Annotated in this window: 26 protein-coding genes and 3 pseudogenes; 19 read left to right on the top strand and 10 right to left on the bottom strand. The window is 56.3% G+C overall.

What is annotated here, in order from left to right:
* Positions 1-108 precede the first annotated feature (108 nt).
* From AC3CHX_RS31070 to AC3CHX_RS31055, 4 genes are all read left to right on the top strand, one after another.
* Positions 109-891 carry a hypothetical protein gene (locus tag AC3CHX_RS31070; RefSeq protein WP_488645358.1) on the top strand — a complete coding sequence of 261 codons (783 nt, stop codon included), beginning with the start codon at positions 109-111 and terminating at the stop codon, positions 889-891.
* 241 nt (positions 892-1,132) lie between these two features.
* Complete coding sequence (locus AC3CHX_RS31065) at positions 1,133-1,639, top strand: MarR family winged helix-turn-helix transcriptional regulator (RefSeq protein ID WP_488645357.1); 507 nt, start codon at positions 1,133-1,135, stop codon at positions 1,637-1,639.
* A gap of 182 nt (positions 1,640-1,821) precedes the next feature.
* Positions 1,822-2,466, top strand: a complete 645-nt coding sequence (locus tag AC3CHX_RS31060) for a DUF3106 domain-containing protein (RefSeq protein WP_488645356.1) — start codon at positions 1,822-1,824, stop codon at positions 2,464-2,466.
* A gap of 144 nt (positions 2,467-2,610) precedes the next feature.
* A complete protein-coding gene (locus AC3CHX_RS31055; protein ID WP_488645355.1) occupies positions 2,611-3,945 on the top strand; it encodes a chloride channel protein in 1,335 nt (444 codons plus the stop codon).
* Positions 3,946-4,442: 497 nt separating this feature from the next.
* On the opposite strand, the gene AC3CHX_RS31050 is transcribed toward AC3CHX_RS31055, so the two are convergent.
* The 5 genes and pseudogenes from AC3CHX_RS31050 to AC3CHX_RS31030 all read right to left on the bottom strand — a co-directional run bounded on the left by AC3CHX_RS31050 (position 4,443) and on the right by AC3CHX_RS31030 (position 7,415).
* Positions 4,443-5,129, bottom strand: a complete 687-nt coding sequence (locus AC3CHX_RS31050) for a haloacid dehalogenase type II (RefSeq protein WP_488645354.1) — start codon at positions 5,127-5,129, stop codon at positions 4,443-4,445.
* Complete coding sequence (locus AC3CHX_RS31045; RefSeq protein WP_488645353.1) at positions 5,126-5,647, bottom strand: redoxin domain-containing protein; 522 nt, start codon at positions 5,645-5,647, stop codon at positions 5,126-5,128. The genes AC3CHX_RS31050 and AC3CHX_RS31045 overlap by 4 nt, the downstream gene beginning before the upstream one ends.
* A 29-nt stretch (positions 5,648-5,676) precedes the next feature.
* Positions 5,677-6,058, bottom strand: a pseudogene (locus tag AC3CHX_RS31040) (glutathione S-transferase N-terminal domain-containing protein).
* A complete protein-coding gene (locus tag AC3CHX_RS31035) occupies positions 6,055-6,750 on the bottom strand; it encodes a glutathione S-transferase N-terminal domain-containing protein (RefSeq protein ID WP_488645352.1) in 696 nt (231 codons plus the stop codon). Before AC3CHX_RS31035 ends, AC3CHX_RS31040 begins: the two are co-directional and overlap by 4 nt.
* Positions 6,747-7,415, bottom strand: coding sequence for a TetR/AcrR family transcriptional regulator (locus AC3CHX_RS31030; protein WP_488645351.1), 669 nt, complete (start codon positions 7,413-7,415; stop codon positions 6,747-6,749). Before AC3CHX_RS31030 ends, AC3CHX_RS31035 begins: the two co-directional genes overlap by 4 nt.
* A gap of 38 nt (positions 7,416-7,453) precedes the next feature.
* On the opposite strand from AC3CHX_RS31030, the gene AC3CHX_RS31025 reads away from it, so the two are divergent.
* Complete coding sequence (locus tag AC3CHX_RS31025) at positions 7,454-8,089, top strand: DsbA family protein (protein ID WP_488645350.1); 636 nt, start codon at positions 7,454-7,456, stop codon at positions 8,087-8,089.
* Between the two features lie 363 nt (positions 8,090-8,452).
* Here AC3CHX_RS31025 and AC3CHX_RS31020 read toward each other — a convergent pair.
* A pseudogene (locus AC3CHX_RS31020) lies at positions 8,453-8,665 on the bottom strand (DUF3293 domain-containing protein); the annotation flags it as partial.
* A gap of 280 nt (positions 8,666-8,945) precedes the next feature.
* Here AC3CHX_RS31020 and AC3CHX_RS31015 point away from each other — a divergent pair.
* Positions 8,946-10,187, top strand: coding sequence for an adenylate/guanylate cyclase domain-containing protein (locus AC3CHX_RS31015; protein WP_488645349.1), 1,242 nt, complete (start codon positions 8,946-8,948; stop codon positions 10,185-10,187).
* Between the two features lie 20 nt (positions 10,188-10,207).
* Here AC3CHX_RS31015 and AC3CHX_RS31010 read toward each other — a convergent pair.
* The 4 genes and pseudogenes from AC3CHX_RS31010 to AC3CHX_RS30995 all read right to left on the bottom strand — a co-directional run.
* Positions 10,208-10,501 (bottom strand): annotated as a pseudogene (locus AC3CHX_RS31010) (DDE-type integrase/transposase/recombinase); the annotation flags it as partial.
* Between the two features lie 7 nt (positions 10,502-10,508).
* Positions 10,509-10,637, bottom strand: coding sequence for a hypothetical protein (locus AC3CHX_RS31005; protein ID WP_488645348.1), 129 nt, complete (start codon positions 10,635-10,637; stop codon positions 10,509-10,511).
* Positions 10,638-10,897: 260 nt separating this feature from the next.
* Entirely contained in the window at positions 10,898-11,617 is a 720-nt protein-coding gene (locus tag AC3CHX_RS31000; RefSeq protein WP_488645347.1) for an FCD domain-containing protein, read from the bottom strand.
* 6 nt (positions 11,618-11,623) lie between these two features.
* On the bottom strand, positions 11,624-13,306 hold the full coding sequence (locus tag AC3CHX_RS30995) for a sigma 54-interacting transcriptional regulator (protein ID WP_488645346.1): 1,683 nt from the start codon (positions 13,304-13,306) through the stop codon (positions 11,624-11,626).
* A 514-nt stretch (positions 13,307-13,820) separates the two neighbouring features.
* Between AC3CHX_RS30995 and AC3CHX_RS30990 the strand changes: the two genes are divergently transcribed.
* From AC3CHX_RS30990 to AC3CHX_RS30930, 13 genes are all read left to right on the top strand, one after another.
* The gene (locus AC3CHX_RS30990) at positions 13,821-14,099 is read left to right on the top strand and encodes a phenol hydroxylase subunit (RefSeq protein WP_488645345.1); all 279 of its coding nucleotides are present in this window, start codon (positions 13,821-13,823) and stop codon (positions 14,097-14,099) included.
* Positions 14,100-14,146: 47 nt separating this feature from the next.
* Positions 14,147-15,139 (top strand): aromatic/alkene monooxygenase hydroxylase subunit beta, encoded by a 993-nt coding sequence (locus tag AC3CHX_RS30985; protein WP_488645344.1) that lies wholly within the window; start codon positions 14,147-14,149, stop codon positions 15,137-15,139.
* 9 nt (positions 15,140-15,148) lie between these two features.
* A complete protein-coding gene (locus AC3CHX_RS30980; RefSeq protein WP_488645343.1) occupies positions 15,149-15,418 on the top strand; it encodes an MmoB/DmpM family protein in 270 nt (89 codons plus the stop codon).
* Positions 15,419-15,449: 31 nt separating this feature from the next.
* Positions 15,450-17,000: an aromatic/alkene/methane monooxygenase hydroxylase/oxygenase subunit alpha gene (locus AC3CHX_RS30975; protein ID WP_488645342.1), complete on the top strand. Its 1,551-nt coding sequence runs from the start codon at positions 15,450-15,452 to the stop codon at positions 16,998-17,000.
* 96 nt (positions 17,001-17,096) lie between these two features.
* The gene (locus AC3CHX_RS30970; protein WP_488645341.1) at positions 17,097-17,456 is read left to right on the top strand and encodes a phenol hydroxylase subunit P4; all 360 of its coding nucleotides are present in this window, start codon (positions 17,097-17,099) and stop codon (positions 17,454-17,456) included.
* Between the two features lie 10 nt (positions 17,457-17,466).
* A complete protein-coding gene (locus AC3CHX_RS30965) occupies positions 17,467-18,528 on the top strand; it encodes a 2Fe-2S iron-sulfur cluster-binding protein (RefSeq protein WP_488645411.1) in 1,062 nt (353 codons plus the stop codon).
* Positions 18,529-18,550: 22 nt separating this feature from the next.
* Entirely contained in the window at positions 18,551-18,904 is a 354-nt protein-coding gene (locus AC3CHX_RS30960) for a 2Fe-2S iron-sulfur cluster-binding protein (RefSeq protein ID WP_488645340.1), read from the top strand.
* A gap of 23 nt (positions 18,905-18,927) precedes the next feature.
* On the top strand, positions 18,928-19,872 hold the full coding sequence (locus AC3CHX_RS30955) for a catechol 2,3-dioxygenase (protein WP_488645339.1): 945 nt from the start codon (positions 18,928-18,930) through the stop codon (positions 19,870-19,872).
* An 8-nt stretch (positions 19,873-19,880) separates the two neighbouring features.
* On the top strand, positions 19,881-20,318 hold the full coding sequence (locus AC3CHX_RS30950; RefSeq protein ID WP_488645338.1) for a GlcG/HbpS family heme-binding protein: 438 nt from the start codon (positions 19,881-19,883) through the stop codon (positions 20,316-20,318).
* 32 nt (positions 20,319-20,350) lie between these two features.
* Complete coding sequence (locus AC3CHX_RS30945) at positions 20,351-21,805, top strand: 2-hydroxymuconic semialdehyde dehydrogenase (protein WP_488645337.1); 1,455 nt, start codon at positions 20,351-20,353, stop codon at positions 21,803-21,805.
* A 7-nt stretch (positions 21,806-21,812) separates the two neighbouring features.
* Entirely contained in the window at positions 21,813-22,643 is an 831-nt protein-coding gene (locus AC3CHX_RS30940; RefSeq protein ID WP_488645336.1) for an alpha/beta fold hydrolase, read from the top strand.
* Positions 22,644-22,686: 43 nt separating this feature from the next.
* Positions 22,687-23,469 carry a 2-oxopent-4-enoate hydratase gene (dmpE, locus tag AC3CHX_RS30935; protein WP_488645335.1) on the top strand — a complete coding sequence of 261 codons (783 nt, stop codon included), beginning with the start codon at positions 22,687-22,689 and terminating at the stop codon, positions 23,467-23,469.
* 18 nt (positions 23,470-23,487) lie between these two features.
* On the top strand, positions 23,488-24,399 hold the full coding sequence (locus AC3CHX_RS30930; protein ID WP_488645334.1) for an acetaldehyde dehydrogenase (acetylating): 912 nt from the start codon (positions 23,488-23,490) through the stop codon (positions 24,397-24,399).
* The last annotated feature ends 4 nt before the right edge of the window (positions 24,400-24,403 follow it).

Genomic DNA, 24,403 nt, shown 5'->3' with positions numbered 1-24,403 from the left:
CTGTTTGAATTTTCACATTTTATTGGTAGTCGCTTCGTGTGCGCCGCGATTTGTCACGAGGGCAGGATGGCATCGAACCAAGCGCATACCGCGCGTAGGCGCCACGCTATGAGTAAACGGAATCATGTCGAGATATCTCGAGTGTCGGCAGGAACAGGAAAATTTGTTCGAACGGATAGCATTTCCGCCGATAAAGATTTTTTGATGATCGCCAAAATGCCGCCAACCATTCCCAGGGAGCCCGGCTACTGGAAGGCGACATTGTGTTCAATAGGTTTTCATGTTTTGCTGTTTGGGGCTTTGTGGATCGGCGCGATGCACCATGACAGCGGGTCAGCGTTATCCAATATTCAGCGCCAAAGCTTTGCCCCAAGCAAAGCAACTACAACAGCAGGATCGGCCGCTCCATCCACCACTATTCCTGAAATAAAATCTGCGGTGAAGGAAACCACGGCAGGCAGCCCAGTAGTTGACGCTCGTCCTGCGCGTAGTGAAAAGAAAATCATGCCGACCATTGCCACCGCCAAACCGGCAACGAGAATCGTACGTGAAGAAAAAAAATATCCGAGGCAAAGACAGTTGGCAACGTTGATAAGAAATGGCAAGTTTGTTGAGAAGAAGCAAGAACATGAAAGGCAGAATTCCTTGGCCAGCCAGCAGGAACAACATAAATTAACTGCGCTCGCCCATCAGATAAAACGGAAGCAAGACGCGACAAGGGCCGAGACGTTGGCGAAGAAACATGCAGCAGAGCTTGTCACCAAAATGGCGACCGCAACGCAGCGACGCAAAGAACTGGTTGATGAACAATTAATTGAAAGACTGCGTCAGGAAGAAATGCGACGGATTTCAAATGGTCTTGCAGAACACGGCGGAAGCGGCAATTCTTGAGTGCCTCGAATGGGGTATCGCATTACTTTTGGCCCGTACGCGCACTAAAAGTGCGACTACCCCGTAGTGCCATAAGTTGGCTGCTTTGGACTGTGCCCTACCGGAAAGAGTTTTTTTGTCTGTTGAGACCGTCCATTCTCACCGAAAGTCGGCATCTTGATGGCTTCCGCTAACAATACATTTCGACAAATCATATTGCAACAAATGTATATTTGGAGCAAACTATACTTGGACGATTACCATGACAGCAACGAACAGCAAGCGGCTCACTGAGGAAGCGACTGAAGTGACCCATATGGATGCGCTCAAAAAGCTGCGGATAGTGATTCGCGCAGCACAACGGCACTCGACCTGGATTGAAAAGCAATGCGGTGTCAGTGGCGCCCAGTTATGGGTTATGCAGGAACTGCTGGATACGCCGGGGTTGCGCGTCGGCGAGCTTGCGGAAAAGCTGGCGATGCACCAGACCACGACGAGCAATCTGGTCGATGCGCTGGCGAAGAAAGGGTATGTCGTGAAGGAGCGTAATCAGCAGGATCAACGCGTCGTCACGCTGATGCTGTCCGAAGAGGGCGAGGCAGTGCTCAACGATGCGCCGAAACCGGCGCGCGGTTTGTTGCCCGAAGCGTTGGGCAAGCTGGATGAGCATAGCTTATTGGAACTTCACAACGGCTTGCAGGCACTACTAGACGTGATCGACCTGGTCGATGAGACATCCGGTCTGCAGCCGCTCCCGTTCACCATGTAACAAACAACAATGCAATCCCTGGCGATGGGGTGACCGACCTCGTAACTTATGAACACCGACGATCTCAATTTCTCTTACCAGGTGCCCAATGCACTGCATGAAAACCCGGATCATGGGGCCGCACCGACCGCTGCACGCCGGGGTCACGGCGTCAACGCTTACCTGCGAAACGAGGGCAAATCATGGCGCGCATCCGCGTAGGTGCAAAGCTGGCAGTGGCGGGTGCCGTTCTGGGCTTGCTCGTCTTCGCTGGCGCGGCATGGTTCAGTGCGATTCCCACCGCACCCGCGGTCAACAATTCGCCTGCATCGGCGAAGGTCACCCCGTCCATTGCCCGGGTTAAGGCCGACGTTGTCAAGCCCGTCTTGAAAACGTCGGACCAACCGCTCTGGACTGAACTGAGCCCAGCGCAACGACAAGTCCTGATGCCGCTCAACGCCGACTGGGACATGCTCGCATCAATACGCAAGCAGAAATGGCTGAAAATCGCCGATCGGTATTCCTCGATGAAACCGGATGCGCAACAACGGGTGCAGAAACGCATGCATGACTGGGTCAACTTGACACCGAAGCAGCGCCGCATTGCGCGCGAGAACTATGCGCGCGCGAAGATGAAGCCAGGTCAAAGGTGGGCGCAGTGGAAACGGTATCAGGAATTGCCACCAGAACAGAAAAAGATGCTCGCCAGTTCCGCCAATGACGTCAGGCATCGCGTCTGCGCCCTCGTCGACGGCACAGGCTGCGGTGTCGGCGATGCCAACACACGTGACAGCGGGGACTACGCCCCCTATAAGCCTGACTATCCAAAACGGATCAGCCGCAGTTAGCAACGCGACCGTGTCATATTCCGCCTCTGCCGTTTTGACGCATTCGCGAAGGACGCATTTCGGGATTTCACAGAAATCCGGCGTCGGCGCAGTCGCAATAATGTTGCACCGATAAGTCTTAATCATATCTTCGCGCTCAAATAAATGAATCTTCTCCCATCGAATATTTTTGGTCAGACGCGTCGCCATGTACGTCGAGCGTGGCGTAAATACGGCATCCTGTGGTTGGGTGCGGTAATGGTCGGACTGGTGGCGGTGTTATATGCGCGCCTGATCGATGCCGGGTTCGGGGTTTTTCGCGCGATTGAGCAGACCCATTTCTGGCTGCCGCTCATCATCACGCCGGCAGCTGGCGCACTTTGTGTGTGGCTGACGCGGCGCTTTTCCCCAGGTGCGGAAGGGAGCGGTATTCCGCAAGTCATCGCGGCGCTGGAAGAAAATACAACCGAACGTGGCCATGCCATGCTATCGCTCAAAATATTGGTCGGCAAAATTGCCATTTCCTTCTTGGCCATTGTAGGCGGCTTTACTATTGGACGCGAAGGCCCGACGGTGCAGGTGGGGGCCTCCTTGATGTTCAATCTGCGCCGCTTGTATCCGCGTGCCAGTGCCGCGCTGGAACGGCGGCTGATTCTGGCGGGCGCGGCAGCCGGTCTGTCGGCGGCATTCAATACGCCGCTGGCCGGGATTGTGTTTGGGATTGAAGAACTGACCCGCAGTTTTGAGCATCGCGCCAGTGGTGTGGTGATTACCGTGATTATTTTTGCTGGTATCGTCGCGCTTGGCTTGAATGGCAACTACACCTACTTTGGCACCATTCAGATTGTCGGCGGGCTGACCGACATGCTGGCATTGGCCGTCGTCGTAACCGGTATCGTGTGCGGCATTGCCGGCGGGATTTTTTGCTGGTTGCTGCTCAATACCCAACGTTGGATACCGGCCAGGTTGCAAGATCTGCGACATGACCGTCCGGTGGTGTTTGGCGCCTTGTGTGGATTGGTCGTAGCGCTGATAGGGGTCGTTGCGGCCGGTGCGACCTTCGGCAGCGGTTATGCCGAGGCCAAGAGTTTGCTGGCGGGCGGGCATCTGCCAGTGCTGTATCCATTGTTGAAAATGGCATCGATGGTAGGCTCGTATTTGCCCGGTGTTCCTGGTGGTATTTTTGCACCCTCGCTGTCGATAGGTGCCGGCTTTGGCAACCTGCTGCACCTGCTATTCGATCACACCTCGTTGCCGATGCTGATTGCGTTGGCGATGGTCGGTTATCTGGCGGCGGTGACGCAATCGCCGATCACCGCTTTCGTGATCGTGATGGAAATGATTGACGGCCACGCGCTGGTGATTTCGCTGATGGCAACCGCGTTGATCGCCAGTCGGGTCTCACGTTTTTTTGCACCGCCCCTCTATGACGCACTTTCGGAGCGCTATCGACTTGCCAGTGCAAGGGCAACAAATGTTGTGGAGGAAGTAGCAAAATGATTAAAAATCAAATGGCAGCCTCTACCTCAAACATCCCGACTCAGATTGTCGACTCCAATGGCTGTTGGCGCCGATGTGCAGCCCCCTTCAGGCTACCGAGCAACGCGCCCTCGGTGGCGATCCTGCGGTAACGTTGCACGTTCATGAATTGATTCGATTGGTTCGATGACGCATTCGCGATCGATGCGCAGTTCTGCCGTCTTGCTTCTCTTCTGCGAACCAGGGCGCTTGGTCGGCTGACATTCTGCCGCCGTGTTGTCCGCCTGTCCAGCCTCTTCGTTCATGCTGTAGACAAATTTGCCGAGGTCTACGCCTACCGAACCGTCGAGGGCCGCGCTTTGGCGCGGTCTCCAACAATGGACAGGCACGAGATGACGCCGCGCAATTCACTCCAAGAGTCGAGCGAAATCCGAAGCACCGGCTCGGCGCGGCCGTCCACCGGGCGGCGCACGACGGGCAATGTTCTGCGATCACGCTTTGCGGTAAAGGCGAACGACTCAGCCGCCGGGCGCGAGCAGTTCAGGCAACTCGGCCAGGGTACTGATCTCGTGATCCGGCGCACCCGGCAACCGCTCACGGCGCTGGTGGTAGCGGTTGCACCACACCACCCGCATACCGAAATCCGAGGCGGCGTGCGCATCCCACGCGTTGGAGGATTGGAACGACACCGCCGACGCGGGCACGCCGAGCTGGTCCAACGCGTATTGATAGACCTTGGGGTGGGTCTTGTATGTGCCGACTGCATCGACCGACAGCACCGCATCGAACGATCCGGCGAGTCCGGCGCCCGAGACGGCGGCGGCAAGCATCGCCGGCGATCCGTTGGAAAGGATGGCGGTGGCGAAGCCGGCCGCGCGTAGGGTGCGCTGCACGTCGGGCACCTCTGGGAAGACGGCGAGCGTGCGATACAACTCCATCAACCGCTCGCGCAACCCGGTTGTGTGGATGTCCAGGCTGTCGAGGGCAAAATCCAGGCTATCGCCGGTGACCTGCCAGAAATCGACATAGCGGCCCTGCAGCGCCCGCAGCCAGGTGTATTGAAGCTGCTTGTCGCGCCAGAGTGTTGTCAGCGCCGCACGATGGTGTTCCGGGATGTCCTGGCAGCGTGCCGCGGCGGACGCGAAGTCGAATACCGTGCCATAGGCGTCGAAGACGCAGGCGCGGATGCCGGTGAGTCGGCTCATCGATGCGTCCCCCTGATCGGATAGTTGTTCTCGATCACGAAGCCAAGCCCGCCCAGCAGCGCATCGAGCTCCGGCCGCACGAAGGGGGCGTTGGCGATGTCGACGATCTGCAGGATACCGTCGGCATTGACGACCAGCAGGGCGGGCTCGGGAAAGCGGTGATCGGTCTCCTGCGCTGAACGCGGCTCGGAGACATACAGCCCGAGGCGCTGCATCGCCGCGACATCCATGCCGTAGAGCAGCGGGAATGTGAGGCTGCTGGCGGCGTCGGTCAGGCGTGTCTGAGCTTCGCTGTCGGCGGAGACGGCCGCGACGGAGATTCCTAGCTTCTCGAATCTGCCGCGCTGCGCCTCGATCTTTCCGAGATATGCCTTGCAGATCGGACAGTGCTGTCCGCGAAAGACGAACAACGCCTGCCATTGTCCGGGGGCGCCGAACGTGTAGTCCCCCCCGTCGAGGCACTTGAAAGTCTCAGGGGTGAACTTCTGGCCTGGATGCAGCTTGCTGGTGGTATCCAACGTTAGATCCTTTGGTGTCGGGGTGGGGTTCAGGCGGCGGCCGGGGTCGCGCGCGCAAGACCGTCATAGGCGTCGAGCATCCGCGCGCACCATGCGGCGACCGGCTCGTCAGAGGCGAACAGCGGCGTCGGGCTGGTCACCCTCGCCCATTGGAAGGCGCCGAAAGTGATATGATCGGCCTAGTTGGGCGTGCCGCCGGCAAGAAATTCCTGCCGCGCCAGCGTGCTGTTCAGCGGTTGCAGCCCGCCGATCGGAGAAGGCGATCGCATCCTTCTCGGTGAAACGCCAGGGGACCGTCTCCACCGGCAGCTGCTTGTGCGCAAGGGCAAGGCGGACGCGCCAGCAATTGGGGCTGAAGCGCACCCGCTCATCGGCGCCGGCGAGGTCATAAAGACGGATTCCGGTGCTCATACCGGCTCTCCAGCGCGCTGGTTGAACAGTAGGTCACGAGACTGCTCAGAGACCACCGGTACTTGGTTGATCGAGCGCGCCAGATCGTAGGCGCGCTGCACTGCCGGTCGCTCCCCGATGGCGAGGAACCAGCGCTTGAGATGCGGGAAGTCGTCGAGGTTCTGCTGCTGGCGCTCGTACGGCACGATCCATGGGTAGGAGGCCATGTCGGCGATCGAGTAGTCGCCCGCGATGAATTCGTGGTCCGCGAGACGCTTGTTCAGCACGCCGTACAGGCGGTTGGTCTCGTTGACGGAGCGGGTCATCGCGTACGGGATGCGCTCGGGTGCGTATTGCACGAAGTGATGGTTCTGCCCCGCCATGGGACCGAGTCCGCCCATCTGCCAGAAGACCCACTGCATCACCTCGGCACGGCCGCGGAGATCGTCCGGCAGGAATCGGCCGGTCTTCTCGGCGAGGTGCTGCAGGATGGCGCCCGACTCGAAGAGGCTCAGCGGCGGACCGCCGTCGGCGGGCTCGGTATCGACGATGGCGGGGATACGGTTGTTCGGCGCGATTGCCAGGAACTCCGGCTGAAACTGTTCGCCGGTGCTGATGTTCACGGGAATGATGCGATAGGGCAGCCTGGTTTCCTCGAGGAAAATGGTGACCTTGTGCCCGTTTGGCGTGGTCCAGTAGTACAGATCGATCATCGGAAGCGAGCCTTTCGTTTGGGGATGAGTGAGGTGAGAGCGCTGTCGGCCAGACGCCGAAGCCGACCGCGTTCGGGATCGAGGCGCGCGAGTACACGAATGGCTAGCACGGTGCCGAGCAGCGCCTCCGCCGCCGGGCCGGGATCGACTTCCGGCTCGATACGGCGGGCGTCGCGGGCGCGCCGGAGTTGGGCGTGAAAGAATGCCTCCACCTCGCCGAGCCTTTGGCGCACCAGATCGCGCGCCGCCTGTGAGATCGCGGCGCCGTCGAGCGCGGTGTTCACGAGAAGGCAGCCCCGCCGATCGGGGTCGGTGACCGACATGTCGATTAGCTCATCTAGAAAGCTGGCGATCGCGTCTATCGGATCGGCCACGGCCGAAAACCGAGCCAGACGCTCGACCAGCCCCTCGTCGGCGTAGTGGCGCAATGCCGCGACAAACAGCCGATCTTTGTCGGTGAAACGGTGATAGAGCGCGGCGGCGCCAAGGCCAGTTGCCTCCGACAGGTCGCGCATCGAGGTGGCCGCGTAACCGCGGCGCCAGAAGACCGCCGTGGCCCGTTCGAGCACGATGTCGTCGTCGATGGTGCGGTTGCGTGACATGAGGTGGCAGTTGACCTTGATGACTTGGTACCATTGAATAATAGAACGTTCGGTAAAAATCAAGGGGCGCCTAGCCCTTGTAAACACATGAGATACCGGCCATGCCTAGTCCGTACCTGCTCTATTTCGCCGACCCGATGTGTTCGTGGTGTTATGGGTTCTCCCCGGTCATCGAGGCGATCGAGAAGCGCTTCGGCGCCGAGCTGTCGATCCGGCTCGTGCTGGGTGGACTCCGCCCGGGGACAGTGGAGCCGCTGACCGACGCTGGCAAGGCCGAGATCCGGACGCATTGGGAACATGTGCACGATGCCTCCGGGCAGCCCTTCGACTACGCGTTTTTCGCGCGCGATGGGTTTGTCTACGACACCGAACCGGCCTGTCGCGCGGTCGTAGTGATGCGCCGTCGGGACATGGCGTCGGCGCTCGCAGGACTGCGTCGGATCCATGCAGCGTTTTACGCCGGCAACCGCGACGTGACGGATCCCGACGAACTGACGGAGCTCGCCGCTGAACTTGGCTTTGAGGCGGATTCGTTCCGCGCCGAACTGCTAAGCGATGCCGCTACGCAGGAGACTGCACAGGATTTCGCCATCTCTCAGAGCGCCGGAGTCGGAGGCTTCCCGACCTTGATCGCCGGGAACGCGCAGAACAATGAATACGCGCTCGTGACGCGCGGATTCCAGCGTGCCGAGTACATCATGCCGGCACTCGAGAAATGGCGTGCAGCGATCGGATGACCCCTGTGGCATTCGGCGGGTGTAAAATCGCCCGTGCCCTGGAACGCCGCATCCGATTACCCCTAGTACGGCCAGAAGACGCACCGCTCCCAAACATACCCGACGCGCTTCAACATCGGGCTTTGAGTTCTAACCCGCTTTGCACACAGAGTTTCGGATACGTCACGCCGACCTGCTGAGGGGAGACGTACCGGCTGGCGATGGTGCTGCGAATGACCGTTAAACCCTCAACGCTGCCATTCACCTCATGCTGCGTCCGACGGCAGCTGTGGGTCGATACCGGGCTGTCGGTGCAGACATCATGCAGCCATTCACGAGCGATGCGATCAGGTCATTGACCGTGCAGTACAAATTGAACGTCACTTATTCGTTCAGAATCAACCTCGGCACAGCATCATCGGCCGCGAACAAAAACGCATTCTGGCCGTACCGGATCGCAATCGCCTTGGCGGTTTCGAAATCGATCCCAAGCACAAGGACGCTGACTTCTTTCGGCCACGCCCCATCTCCATCGCAGCCGTAACCTATAAAAAACATGAATCCGAGGTCGGTCAGCTCGGCCTCGAGAGCAGGTTGCGCGGCCGTATTCGGACCGTGTCAATCATTTTGAAACACCAGGCTTGGATCGAGCGGCTCAAGGGGCTGAACATTTGAGGTGAGCGCGATTCGGTTCGATGCCGTCGCCTACGGGGCTGTCGGACTTCCGGAACTGAGACTTGATTGGACGCCTACAGAGCGTGAGAAATAGATTTCTGAGTTATTCGTGCTATTTAAACGCAGAAATTGCACCAAGATTTTAATCGTGACATCATAAAATTTCTTATACACCCATTTTCCGACAGACTCTAGGTGAACCATGCCGACCATCAATCGTCAGCTATTTTCGGACTCCGTGGCGCTTCACGTCCGCGATGTTACGCTCTGCGCGACCGACAATCTCCAGACCTACCGTGAGAAGCTCGCGCGCATTGTGCTGGATGAGATGTATCAGTTCGTTGGCCTGCTGGACGCGAACGGTATGACGCTCGAGATCAATAGGTCGGCGCTAGAAGGGGCTGGTATCCAGTTGGATGATATTCAGGGAAAACCCTTTTGGGAGGCCCGCTGGTGGACGGTCTCGAAAGAGACCCAGGACTGCGCGCGGGACTTCATTCGACGAGCAGGCCAGGGAGAGTTCATGCGCTGCGACGTAGAAAATTACGGTCAAGGCGCTGGCGAGGAGACGATCATGGTCGATTTCTCGCTCCTGCCTATTAAAGACCAGAACGGCAAGATAGTGTTTCTGCTTGCCGAAGGCCGTAACATCACCGAGAAGAAGCGCGCCGAGGCCGAGATTGTGCGGAAGAATGTGGAATTGCAGGCAAGTCATGAGTTGATCTGTCGCCAGAGGGACGAAATCAAGAGCCTCTACGATAAGATCGTGGCGGAGCAGAAGGTGTCGGAGAGGCTGCTGCTCAACCTCCTACCCTACCCGATTGCCGAGCGCTTGAAGGCGCGTCCCGACCTCACGGCCGATAGCCCCGCTGAAATCATTGCAGACAGTTTCCCCGAAGTGACTGTGTTGTTCGCGGACATCGTTGAATTCACTCGCTTTTCTGCAGGCATGAGCGCCGAGCGACTGGTGGCCATGCTGAATGAGATATTCACCGACTTTGACACCATTGCCGACCATCGCAGCCTCGAAAAAATCAAGACCATTGGCGATGCCTACATGGCTGCCGCAGGACTGCCGGTGCCGGCAGCCGATCACGCGGCACGGGCGGCGCACATGGCACTGGACATGATAGAGGCGCTGGACCGCTTCAATCAGCGCTACGGCGTCAGCTTGCAGCTGCGCATCGGCATCAACAGTGGCGCGGTGGTGGCCGGCGTTATCGGCAAGCGCAAGTTCATCTACGATTTGTGGAGTGAAGCCGTAAACACCGCCAGCCGGATGGAATCGCACGGCGTACCCGGACGCGTACAGGTGACGGAAGCCACCCGGCGGTTGTTAGATGAGCCATTCGTGTTCGAGGAGCGCGGCATCATTGATGCGAAGGGGATAGGCGAGTTACATACCTGGTTCCTGACCGGCAGGCGCAGTGCCTTGTCCGAATGATGGCCGGGCGCCCGGTGCTATGCTGCATAACCATCAAGCGTGATGCTTGTCGGTGCGCGGGCTTGTGTCTTGATCGCCTTACGCAAGAACGCTTTTGCCGCAGCCACATTCCGTTTTGGGCTCAAACGGAAATCGACGGTAATCCCCTCACGATCAACCGCACGATATAGATACACCCACCGGCCGCGAATCTTCACATACCGACGCATGATCGTTGTATGACTCATCGCCAATCCGCGCTCTTTCATCATCTCGGCCAAGTCGCGACAAGAAAGCTTGCATCGCAAATACCAGCGAACGCACAGAATGATTATCTCTTACTCAAAACGTCGTCCTTTGAACAATTCCTCCATATTTTTTAGCCTCGCCATATCCGATCCGATGCGCCTCATCACTAACCACCACCACATTGTTGTTCGAGTGCAGGTCTAATCCGCCTAACTTGTTCATGCCAGCCTCCTGTGCGTTAAGTCATTGCAAATCTTGACTCCACCTTTACGCGATCGGGGGAGGTCGGTTACATGACTATAAATCCTTTTATGTGCATTTTACGGATGGCGAAAGCAGGAACTGGCTAGCTCGCCTCAATTGATAGTGCAATTATGAACGCGTTATCAGACAGGCTACGTAAGTTTTTGAAAAGCAATCAGCATAACCGAAGCAGCCCCTTGATGCGGTTAATACGACGGAACCCTATTTTCGCGTGGCGATTATGACTTGCCGTTGAGCTCAGGTAGCATCAGCCGAATTGAATCAAAGGTCAGGCGGATGTGTTGTTCAAGTGCACGACTGGCCCGCTTGACGTCGCGTTTTAACGTAGCCTCAAAAATCAATGTGTGTTCCGCGTGCACGTCGCGCGGCATTGTGGGGGCGGAAATTGCTAAGTGACGGTATCGTTCCGACTGCCGATAGAGTAAGCCAATCAGGTAGCGTAGCCAGCGTGAGTCGCAGGCTGCAATCAGTGCTTGGTGGAAGTTGCGGTTGCGCTCTTCCCATTCACGGATGAGGTGGCTGGCGCGGCTGCCAAGCCTTTCGTCAATTTTGCCGAGTTTATGGAAGGAGGCGATTAGGCCGGCTTCCCATTCATCGTCACCAGCCTTGATCGATTGGCGCAGTGCTTCCGTTTCCAACAGCACCCGGGTATCGGTAATGTCCTTGATGTCGTTGAGTGAGATCGGTGCGACGTGAAAGCCGCGTTGGCCTTCGCTGATGACGAGCGCATCCGATAGTAGTAGTGCGAGCGCCTCGCGCAGGGTGCCGGCACCGATACCATACTGATCTTTCAGGTGTTCCACTCGCAGCTTTTCACCTGGCGCCAGGCGACCGCAGACGATGTCGCTGCGGACCTGTCGATAGGCGCTTTCAACCAGCGTTCGTGGTGGCGTATCAACTTCGGAAAAGGGCGTGGTAAATTTTTGTGAATGCAACATCTGTCGTCACTCCTTGGGCATGTTGGCGTCTTGGTTGCGCTTCAGCCGGTAGGTGAGTTGTGGGCGTGTCAGCCCTAACATGCGTGCGGCACCTGCGAGGTTGCCGGAAGATCGATCGACCGCCTCGGTGAGCAGCATTGTTTCGGCTTCATCGAGCGACAGGCCTGCCGCAAGAAAAGCGTCGCATAAGCGTGCTTGCAAGAGCGGACGTTTCTCTTCCAAGCCGCCTGAATCGCTGATGCTCGCATCCAGATCATCGGTGACATTCAAGCTGGGGAACAGATGGTCGAGTTCAATCCAGCCATCTTGCGGCGCGAGGATGATCCCCCGTTCAATCATATTCTCCAGTTCGCGGACGTTGCCAGGCCATTGATAGGTCGTGAGTGCCTTCAATGCCTTGTCTGTGATACCGGCTGCCCGTTTGTTGTGGAGCGCGTTAAATTTTTCCATCATTGCAGTCACCATCGGCGGGATATCGAGCGTACGCTCACGTAATGGCGGAATGACAATTGGATACACATTCAGACGGTAAAACAGGTCTGCACGAAACTTTCCATTCTTTACTGCCGCCTGCAGTTCGACATTGGTGGCAGCGACGATGCGAACGTTTACCTTACGTGTCTTGTCGTCGCCCAGGCGTTCAATCTCGCCTTCCTGCAACACCCGTAATATCTTGGCTTGTGCTGCCAGCGGTAGCTCACCGATTTCGTCCAGGAATAGCGTGCCGCCTTCGGCCCGTTCAAATTTTCCTATGCGGGTAGCATGCGCGCCGGTATAAGCGCCTTTCTCAACGCCGAACAGTTCGGATTCCACCAGGTCGTGCGGCAGCGCAGCGCAGTTGACGGCGATGAATGGACCATTCGCACGCGAGCTGGTCTGGTGCAGTGCGCGGGCAAAACGCTCCTTGCCGACACCCGTTTCACCGGTGAGCAACACGGTAACGCTGGTTGCCGCTGCTTTTGTAACGAGGTCATAGGCGCGCTGGAATGCTGGCGAACTGCCAATCATGCTCTCGATCTGTCGCTGTTGCTCAAGTGAGGAACGGAGCATATCAACCTGGGTGGTGAGTTCGAGTAGGCGCGAGACGATTGCGTCGTCCTCGAAATAGCGAGTATGTTCGGCGGCATCGGGCCACTCCTCAACCGGCTTGCCGGTGATCATGCAATGAGCCGACCCGCACGCAGTGCATTCCACTTCCTGGAACAACACGAAGCGCCCCATGAAAGCCGAGGTGTAGCCGGAAGCGTAACCGAGCAACATCCAGCAGACGGGATCTTGCTGTGGGCCGAATTCTTTGACATGGGCTTCCGCTTCCCATGAGTTATCCCAGCGAAACTCTCCATGGAACTTGCCGGTTGGAATATCCATCTCGACCGTCAGCGGTGTGACCTGGACGCTACCTTCGAGCATGTGCAACTGCGGGCCGACAACAAAGGCATCGATGGGATTCTGGCCACCACGAATTTTCTTGGCAAGCTCGGCGTCCCGCGTACCGGACGCGTAGCCCATGCGAGTGAAAATGCGGCGGGTGTGCTCACGCCCTACCGAATTAATCAGTTCTTTACGCAAGCTGGACAAGGCTGCAGCGTGGAGCAGCAGCATGCGATTTTCGCCCAGCCAGATGGTGCCGTTGTCAGCAGAAAAGTGCACCAAGCGGCGCAAGTCCAGGTTTTCCGGATATTTGATCATTGTCTCTCCAATGGCCCCTTGTTTTTTCATGGGCTCTGATGATTTTTAAAAACTGACAGTATTTATTAATCTCGAGATTTTATAGCAATGTCGGAATTAATTGATGATTTGATCGATGCGGATTTGGCGAATTGATCATTTCATTCATTCTGATCAAAGCTGGTTTTTAATATTGCGACGCAGCAAATTGTCGCCAATTGAAACGACGCATTCTTACCCAACAGACCGATGCGTCCGAGCCTGTACTAATACTGCCGAACTCCCGGTTATGCGCCATTTTCACAAGCTTGCACTGAGCTAGCCTTCCATTTTCATAGCACCGAAAAGGATATTCGGTCCGGGTGAATTCCTGCCTTTTATTCCTGAAATTCAGTGTCCGATTAGCTAGGTAACTTGCGCGGAAAGTAATGATGCACCGCGCAAATATAGCGATTTCAAGGCAAATATTCAGGTGATCCCTTTTCAGGCACGGTGCTTGCTCCTACAGGTTGCAAGCAACAACGAGGCGAGATAAATGGAACGGAACAATTTTGATACGACACGCAAGTTTGTGCGTGTGATCGAGCTGAAAAAGAACGGCATGGTCGAGTTCGAATTTGCAGTCGGCGAGCCTGAACTCTACGTTGAAATGCTACTGCCGGTAAAAGCCTTTGAAGAATTCAGTGCGGCGAACCACGTGACGACACTCGATGAAATATCGTCGTTGCAGGTTGCAGTGGAAGGGGGTGAGGAAAATTCCCAATGGGGCTGGAGTCTGCATAGAGCCCGCGACAGCGTTTCAAGTAACAAGTAATCCATCCGGCACACATTCAGCCGGTCATATAAAGGAGGAGTCAGAAAATGCATTTAGATCTTCGCACTGTGAGTATCACACCCTTGCGCCAAACGTTCGACAGTATTGCGGCGCGCATCGGTAGCGACAAGCCTGCCTCACGCTATCAAGAGGCGACACTCGACGTTCAGTCCGACGCGAATTTTCACTATCGTCCGCTGTGGGATCCAAAACACGACATATACGACGCAACGCGAACCGCCCTGAAGATGAACGATTGGTATGCCTTCAAGGATCCACGCCAGTTCTACTACGGCAACTACACGCTGGCGCGCGCCCGCATGCAGGAGACCGCCGAGGGTGACTTCGATTTCGTCGAGACACGCGGTTTGGCCGCTAGCTACCCTGCGGCGGCGAAAGAGCTCGCGCTTGAAGTGCTGCTACCGCTACGCCACGTCGAGTGGGGCGCCAACATGAATAACGCGTCGATGTGCGCCTACGGTTATGGTGCGGCGATCACCCAGCCCTGTCTGTTTAATGCGATGGATCACCTGGGCATGGCGCAATACATGACGCGCGTCGGCCTGTTGCTCGATGACGTGGCAGCGCTGGATACCGCCAAGCAGGCATGGCTGGTCGAAGCGCAGTGGCAGGAACTGCGCCACTACGTCGAAGACACGTTCGTCCTGAAGGACTGGTTTGAACTCTTCATCGCGCAGAACCTGGTGCTCAACGGCTTGCTCTATCCGCTGATATATCAACACTTCGATAGCGCGCTGTCGGCACAAGCAGGGCCCGTGATGTCGATGCTCACGCGCTTTCAAAGCGAGTGGTACGCCGAGACTAGCAAGTGGGTCAATGCCACGCTCAAAATCGCAGCCGGCGAATCCACCGAGAACCAGCAACTGTTGTCCGGCTGGACTAAAACCTACCGTGACCGCGCCATTACCGCACTGGCACCGATTGCCGCACTGGCACTGGGTGAAAAAGCCGACGGGGTAATGACAGAGCTGGTGAAAGAGTTCAATACCCGTGCGATCAAGTTCGGCCTAACACTCTAAGGAGAGGCAATGTCCAACGTATTCATTATTTTTCAGACCAACGAAGACACCCGCAACATCGTTGAGGCGATTTTGCAGGACAACGACGCTGCCACTGTCAACGAACAGCCGGCCATGGTCCGCATTGATTCACCAGGCAGTTTGACGATCAGGCGCGTGACTATCGAGGACAAGATGGGCCGCGATTTCGATTTACAAGAATTGCACGTTAATTTGATCTCCCTGACGGGAAATATCAATGAGACCGACGACGAATTCCGTCTGAGCTGGAAGCATTGACGCCAAATTTAGAGATAGAGGAGACAAGCAGATGGACATGAAAGTGAAACAGAAACTGGGCCTCAAGGAGCGCTATGCGCTCATGACTCGCGGCCTTGATTGGGAGACTACTTATCAGCCAATGGATAAGGTCTTTCCTTACGATAAATTTGAAGGCATCAAAATCCACGACTGGGACAAATGGGAAGACCCGTTCCGCTTGACGATGGAGGCGTACTGGAAATATCAGGCAGAAAAAGAGCGCAAGTTGTACGCGATCATCGACGCCTTTAATCAGAACAACGGGCATCTCGGCATCACGGACGCGCGCTATATCAATGCGTTAAAGATATTTATTACGGCGGTTACGCCGCTTGAATACATGGCGCATCGGGCGTATTCGCACATCGGACGCCAGCTCCGTGGTGCCGGTGCGCGGGTGGCCTGTCAGATGCAGGCGATCGACGAGTTGCGGCACTTCCAGACGCAAGTCCACTCGATGTCGAACTACAACAAGCATTACAACGGCTTTCACGACTTCCGTCACATGAACGACCGCGTCTGGTATCTGTCGGTACCGAAGTCGTTCGGCGAGGATGCCTTTACCTCGGGGCCATTCGAATTTTTGACCTCGATCAGTTTTTCGTTCGAATACGTACTGACCAACCTGCTATTCGTGCCGTTCATTTCTGGCGCTGCTTATAACGGCGATATGGCCGCAACGACTTTTGGATTCTCGGCGCAGTCGGACGAGGCGCGGCACATGACGCTCGGTCTCGAAATCATCAAATTCATGCTTGAGCAGGACCCGGATAACCTGCCCATCGTGCAGCGTTGGATCGAAAAGTGGACCTGGCGCGGCATTCGCCTGTTGTCCATTGTCGCCATGATGATGGACTACATGCTGCCCAAGCGCGTCATGAGCTGGAAAGAATCATGGGAATTGTATTTTGAGGAAAGCGTCGGTGCGCTGTTCAAGGATCTGGCGCGCTATGGGATTACGGTGCCCAAGTGCTGGGAACAAACCAAGATTGAAAAAGAACACGTCTCCCATCAAACCTGGGCCACCTTTTACCAATTTGGTGCCGCAGCGGGCTTCCATACCTGGTTGCCTGGCAAGGAAGAGATGGATTGGCTGTCAGAGAAATATCCAGACACCTTCGATAAGTATTACCGGCCACGCCTTGAGTATTGGGGGGAGCAGGCCGCGCAGGGGAAACGCTTCTACAGCAAGACGTTGCCGATGCTGTGCCAAGTTTGCCAGATCCCAATGTTCTTTACCGAGCCGGATGACCCCACCAAAATCTGCTATCGCGAGACAGATTACAAGGGCGACAAGTACCACACCTGCTCCGATGGCTGCAAGCATATCTTCGATGACGAGCCTGAAAAGTACGTCCAGGCCTGGTTGCCGGTGCAGCAAATCTATCAGGGCAATTGTTTCAACCCCGGTGTAGATCCAACCGCCGAAGGCTTCGATCCGCTTGCTGCCGTTCTCGACTATTACCACATCGTTTCCGGCCGGGACAATATGGATTTCGATGGTTCCGAAGATCAGAAAAACTTCGACGCCTGGCGGCAGACGGCCAAGAGCAATACGTAAAAACTAAATAGTGACGCATGAAACGCGCATTCCACTGCGCGTTTCAACCTGCCAGCACAGCGGCGGACTTAGCGTTTGACCACATAGGAGACAACGATGACAGTCGTAGCAATCAATCCATATATCGGCGAGGTGAAGGATCGCGTCGAGAATTTTCACGGCAACCAGCTGCTTTTTATCGGTTGGGAAGATCATTTATTTTTCGCCGCCCCGTATGCATTTCCCTTTCCACCAGCGATGCGTTTCGGCGACATCCTGGAACAAGTTTTGCCAGCTTCCTATGGCGTCCACCCTGATTGGATCAAGGTTGACTGGAGCAAGGCAGAGTGGTTCAAGTCGGGCCGGCCATGGATGCCGGACGCGAATAAGTCGCTGGCGGAAAACGGCCTCAAGCACAAGGATGTCATCCGTTTTCGTACGCCCGGCCTAACTGGCATCAAAGGCAGTTGCAGCTAGGAGATACATGATGAGCTACCAGTTGACTATTGAACCAATCGGGCAAACGATTGAGGTTGAGGATGGGCAAACCATCCTCGATGCGAGCCTGCGCGCCGGTCTCTATCTTCCCCATGCGTGTTGTCACGGACTTTGCGCGACGTGCAAGATTCAGGTGGTGGACGGAGACGTTGACCACGGTGAGGCATCCAATTTTTCGTTGATGGATTACGAGCGTGATGGTGGCTTGACGCTGGCTTGCTGCGCAACTTTGCAATCCGATGTCACCGTCGAGACCGACATCGAGGTGGAGGTGGATGCGCAAAACCTGCCAGTAAATGACTTCACCGGCACGGTGAGCCGGATAGAAAATCTCACGCCAACGATCAAGGGTGTTTGGGTCAAGCTGGATGACGCGAGCGGAATGCGCTTTCAGGCTGGCCAGTACATCAACCTGCATATCCCTGGGGAGCGGGCAAGTCGCGCTTTTTCGCTTGCGAATACGCCGTCGGCAGCTTCAGAGGTGGAGCTCAATGTACGGATCGTTCCCGGCGGCAAGGCGACGACCTGGATTCATCAGGATTTGCAGGTCGGCGATCAGGTCAAGCTGGCCGGCCCTTATGGACGGTTCTTCGTTCGCAAGTCGGCTGCGGTCCCGATGATTTTTCTGGCGGGAGGATCGGGCTTGTCCAGTCCGCGTTCGATGATTATCGACCTGCTTGAAGATGATTGTGAGCTGCCTATCACCCTGGTGTACGGCGCACGCAGTCGCGATGAGCTTTATTACCACGAAGTGTTCGAGGCGCTTGAGGCGAAGTACGCCAACTTTACCTATGTGCCGACGCTCTCAAATGCACCAGAGAATAGTGATTGGAACGGGTTCCGCGGATTTGTTCACGATGCTGCCAAGGCGCGCTTCAATAACGATTTCCGGGGTCACAAGGCTTATCTGTGTGGACCCCCGGTGATGATCGACGCTTGCATTACCACGCTGATGCAGGGACGTTTGTTTGAGGCCGATATTTTTACCGAGAAGTTCATCTCGGCGACCGATGCGCAACAGTCCAAGAGTCCGCTCTTCAAGAAGATATGACGGTGCGCACATCATGGAGACAATGCAAGTTGCGCTGGAAGTCCCGGAATCAGGCGCGTTAAAAATAACGATTGAGCAGACAGGAGAAACCTTCTTCTGTTCCAGTGCAACGTCGGTGCTGCAGGGCATGGCCAGCCTGGGTCGCAAGGGAATACCGGCAGGTTGCCATTGTGGCGGCTGCGGTGTCTGCAAGATAGAAATATTGGCGGGCAAATATGACTGCGGATTAATGAGCCGGGCGCATGTATCCGAGGATGAAGAAAACAAAGCGGTGGTATTGGCGTGTCGGGTAACACCCCGATCCGACCTGCTTGTCAGGGTAGTTGGAAAAATGTGCAAGTCAGTGTGCCGCTGTTTTACCGGCGCAACTATGTAGTGTAAATAATAAGGAGGAGTGACATGGGTGTTATGAGAATTGGCCACATCAGTCTTAACGTGATGGATATGGCCGCCGCCGTCAAACATTATGAAAACGTGATCGGCATGAAGGTGACGCATCGCGACAGCGCCGGTAACGTCTATCTCAAATGTTGGGATGAATGGGATAAATATTCGCTGATCCTGACGCCGTCGGATCGCGCCGGAATGAATTACGTTGCTTACAAGGTCGAGCGCGACGCCGAACTCGATGGTTTCAAGAAACGCATCGAGGAGTACGGCATCCATACCGAGTGGGTAGCCGAGGGCGGCTTGCCACTATGCGGCCGGGCGCTGAAGTTCATGCTGCCGAGCGGTCACGAAATGCTGCTCTTCGCTAAGAAAGAACACGCCGGCAAGGATGTCGGCACCACCAACCCGGACCCGTGGCCGGATGACCTGAAAGGGGCCGGTGCACATTGGCTCGATCACTGTCTGTTGATGTGTGAGCTAGATCCGGAAAAAGGCATCAACAAAGTCGAGGAAAACACCCGATTCATGATGGAAACCATGGATTTCTATCTGAGCGAGCAGGTACTGGTCGGACCCGGTGGAGCGATTCAAGCGGTTGCTTTCCTTTTCCGTACCACGACACCGCATGACATCGCTTTTGTTGGCGGGCCGAAGGCGGGTTTGCATCACCTGTCCTTTTTCCTCGACAGTTGGCATGACATCCTGAAGGCAGCAGACGTCATGGCCAAGACCAGGACCAAGATTGATGTTGCACCCACGCGCCATGGCATCACCCGCGGGGAAACCATTTATTTCTTCGACCCGTCGGGCAACAGGAACGAAACATTTGCCGGTTTGGGCTATCTGGCCCAGCCCGACATGCCGGTGATCACCTGGACAGAGGAAAACGTCGGGCGCGGCATTTTTTACCACACTGGTGATCTTGTCGAGTCGTTCACCACGGTCTATACCTGAGGTTGATCTTGCAAATCCAAGAGACATCGTTGGCGATCGGGTGGGAAGCATCCCTGGCCGCTTCGCAGGCTGCGGTGCGCCATGCAGAAATGAACGGCTGGCGCATCAATGTCGCAGTGGTTGAGCGTGGGGGAAATCTGATGGCGTTTCTGCGTATGCCGGGCGCTTTTCTCCATTCGATCAACATTGCCATCGATAAGGCTTATACGGCGGCGAGTTTTGGCTTTCCGACCAAAGACTGGATGGCCGCCGTCGGTCATGACGAGGGGATGAAGCTCGGCTTTTCTGCGCAGCCACGTTTGATCGTGTTTGGCGGCGGCCTTCCCATCCGTTTTGACGCGGAGAGCAATGATTGGCTCGGCGGCATTGGCGTATCCGGGGCATCTGACTCGCAGGACGAGGAGTGCGCTCGTGCCGGTCTGGCCGCCATTGGGTTGGCGGCGTGACTTTAATAAAAAACCTTGATGGAGAAAATAAGATGAAACGGATTAATAATTTTATCAATGGTGAATTTGTATCGACCACGAAAATGTTCGAGAAGCGTTCGCCATTGAATGATGCAGTGATTGCCCGGGTCGCCGAGGCCGGTAAAGTTGAGGTTGACGCCGCTGTGCAGGCCGCCCGTGCTGCGCTAAACGGACCATGGGGCAAGCTGGCGATTGCGGAGCGTGCCGATTTACTGCATGGCGTTGCCAACGAAATCAATCGTCGCTTTGATGACTTCGTTGCGGCTGAAGTAGCCGATACCGGCAAGCCGATGAGCCTGGCGCGTCATCTGGATATTCCGCGCGGCGCGGCCAACTTCAAAATCTTTGCCGATGTGGTGAAGAACGTGCCGACCGAATTTTTTGACATGGCAACCCCCGATGGTCGCGGCGCGCACAATTACGCCACGCGCAGCCCGGTCGGTGTTGTTGCCGTGGTTTGCCCGTGGAACTTGCCGTTGTTGTTGATGACATGGAAAGTCGGTCCTGCGTTAGCCTGCGGCAATACCGTTGTCGTCAAGCCATCCGAAGAAACACCTCAAACCGCGACCTTGCTTGGCGAGGTGATGAATGCAGTCGGCATTCCAAAAGGGGTCTACAACGTTGTGCACGGTTTTGGCCCCGGCTCGGCAGGGGAACATCTGACCACGCATCAGGGCGTGAATGCGATCACTTTCACCGGCGAAACACGGACCGGTGCGGCCATCATGAAGGCCGCCGCCGATGGCGCACGACCAGTATCGATGGAGATGGGCGGCAAAAATCCAGCGATTGTTTTTGCCGACTGCGATTTCGATGCCGCAATCGAAGGTACGTTGCGTTCGGCGTTTGCCAACAGCGGGCAAGTATGCCTGGGCACAGAACGCGTATATGTCGAGCGTCCGATTTTCGACAAGTTTGTTGCCGCCATGAAGCAGGGTGCTGAATCGTTAAAAATCGGCGTTCCGACTGCGGCGGATACCAACATGGGGCCGCTTATCAGTCAGGAACACAAGAACAAAGTCTTGTCTTATTACAAAAAAGCGGTGGAAGAAGGCGCGAACGTTATCACCGGCGGTAGCGCGCCAGTGATGGCCGGAGACCTGGCGCATGGTGCGTGGGTCCAACCGACTATCTGGACCGGTTTATCCGATGATGCAGCGGTGTGCCGGGAAGAGGTATTCGGGCCGTGTTGTCATATTTCACCGTTCGATAGCGAAGAGGAAGTGATCCGTCGCGCCAACGACACGCAGTACGGTCTGGCGGCCTCGGTGTGGACTACCAATCTGCAACGCGGTCATCGCGTAGCCGGTCGTATTGATGCCGGTCTGGTCTGGGTCAATAGCTGGTTTTTGCGCGATTTGCGCACACCCTTTGGTGGCGCTAAACAATCCGGCATCGGACGCGAGGGCGGCGTGCATTCTCTTGAGTTCTACACCGAGCTTAAAAATATTTGCATCAAACTCTGAGGAAGTCATGGGACACGCACACAATCTTGAGATCGGCAAAAGTATTGCCATCAATGGCATCGCCACTAACTATCATGACATGGGAACTGGCGCGCCCGTTCTGCTGATCCATGGTTCGGGGCCGGGCGTGACCGCCTGGGCAAACTGGCGGTTGACGATCCCTGAACTGTCGCGGCATTGTCGGGTGATCGCCCCCGACGTGGCCGGATTCGGTTTCACCCAGCGCTTGGCGGGCGTCAAGTATGACCTTGATACCTGGGTCGCGCAGGCGGTGGGCTTACTCGATGCGCTTGACATCCCTTGCGCTGATGTCGTCGGTAATTCGTTCGGCGGTGCATTGGCGCTGGCGTTAGCGATTCGCCATCCTCAGCGGGTAAGACGGTTGGTGCTAATGGGCAGCGCCGGTGTATCGTTTCCGATCACCCCCGGTCTGGATGCGGTCTGGGGTTATCAGCCTTCTATCGAGAATATGCGTAAATTACTCGATATTTTTGCCTATGACCGCAGCCTGATGTCCGATGAGCTCGCTGAACTGCGCTACAAAGCCAGTATCCAGCCCGGCTTTCAAGAGACGTTCTCAGCCATGTTTCCGGCCCCGCGCCAAACCGGTGTTGATGCGCTGACCAGCCGGGAACAAGACATTCGGGCGCTTCCGCACGAGACGCTGGTGATTCACGGGCGCGAGGATCAGGTGATTCCGTTGTCAAATTCCCTCACCCTGGCAGCGTGGATATCGCGCTCGCAACTGCATGTGTTCGGTCGTTGCGGCCATTGGACGCAAATCGAACACGCGGCCCGTTTTAGCCAGTTGGTCACGCAGTTTTTGACTGAATCCTGACCAATCCCCCCAAGTCATCACCATCATTTTTGGATACTTATTCATGGAACAGCAAAAAATTCAGCAGTTTGGCGATGCGTTGTATCAGGCGCTCATAGACTGCAAAACGATCGATCCGCTGACCAACAGCGTGCCCGGTATGACGATTGAGGATGCGTACCACATACAGCAACATATGCTTTCGCTGCGTATTTCCGATGGCGCACGCATCGTAGGAAAAAAGATCGGCGTCACCAGCAAAGCGGTAATGGACATGCTCGACGTGCGCCAACCCGATTTCGGTTACCTGCTCGACAGCATGATTTACAACGAAGGCGACGCGATTCCGATGTCACGCCTGATTCAGCCAAAGGCGGAAGGCGAAATTGCGTTCATCCTGAAGCACGATCTGATGGGGCCGGGGATCGGCAATGCCGACGTATTGCGCGCCACCGAATGCGTTATGCCGTGCTTTGAAATCGTCGATTCGCGCATCAAGGACTGGAAAATCAAGATTCAGGATACGGTTGCCGATAACGCTTCATGTGGCGTGTTTGTGCTGGGTGACCATGCAGTCGATCCGCGCAAAGTCGATCTTTCTACCTGCGGCATGGTGCTGGAAAAGAACGGCGAAATCGTCGGAACCGGCGCTGGTGCAGCGGCGTCAGGAGGGCCGGTCAATGCGGTGGCGTGGCTAGCGAACACCCTGGGCCGCCTGGGCATTGCACTGAAAGCCGGCGAAGTCATCCTGTCTGGCTCGCTGGCTGCGATGTTCCCGGTAAAGGCCGGCGACAACCTGCGCGTTTCCATCGGCGGCATCGGTGGTTGCTCTGTACGCTTTTATTAATTCCAACGGAAGACCAACATGAAAAAAATCAAATGCGCATTGATCGGTCCGGGCAACATCGGCACCGATCTGCTCTACAAGCTAAAGCGCAGTCCCTTTCTGGAGCCAGTCTGGATGGTTGGTATCGATCCGACCTCGGAAGGCTTGAAACGTGCCGCCGACATGGGCCTGAAAACTACCGCCGACGGCGTGGACGGTTTGCTGCCGCACATCGCGGCCGATAACATCCAGATCGCTTTCGACGCTACCTCGGCTTACGTCCATGCCGAGAATTCACGCAAACTGAATGCGCTGGGGGTGCTAATGATCGATCTCACGCCCGCAGCCATCGGCCCGTATTGCGTGCCGCCAGTAAACTTGCTGGAACACGTCGGTAAAGGTGAAATGAACGTCAACATGGTCACTTGCGGCGGCCAGGCCACGATTCCGATGGTCGCTGCAATTTCCCGTGTGCAGCCGGTAAGTTACGGTGAAATCGTGGCCACGGTATCGTCCAAGTCGGTTGGACCCGGCACACGCAAGAATATTGATGAATTCACCCGCACCACCGCGGGTGCGGTGGAGAAAGTGGGCGGTGCCAAAAAGGGCAAGGCCATCATCGTCATCAATCCGGCCGAGCCGCCGATGATCATGCGCGACACGATCCACTGCCTGACAGAGACGGAACCGAATCGCGACAAGATCACCGCATCCATCCACGCCATGATCAAGGAAGTGCAGAAATACGTTCCCGGCTACAAATTGGTGAATGGCCCCGTGTTTGACGGCAATCGGGTCTCGGTCTTCATGGAAGTCGAAGGTCTCGGCGATTACCTGCCGAAATATGCCGGCAACCTCGACATCATGACCGCCGCTGCCGCACGTACCGCGGAAATGTTCGCCGAGGAGATCATCAACGGCAAGCTCACTCTTCAGCCGATTGCGGCGTAAGGAA

It is taken from the genome of Glaciimonas sp. OK215 (assembly GCF_057787885.1).
Note: the sequence above shows the minus strand (reverse complement) of the source record. Positions and strands in the feature narration are given on the sequence as shown.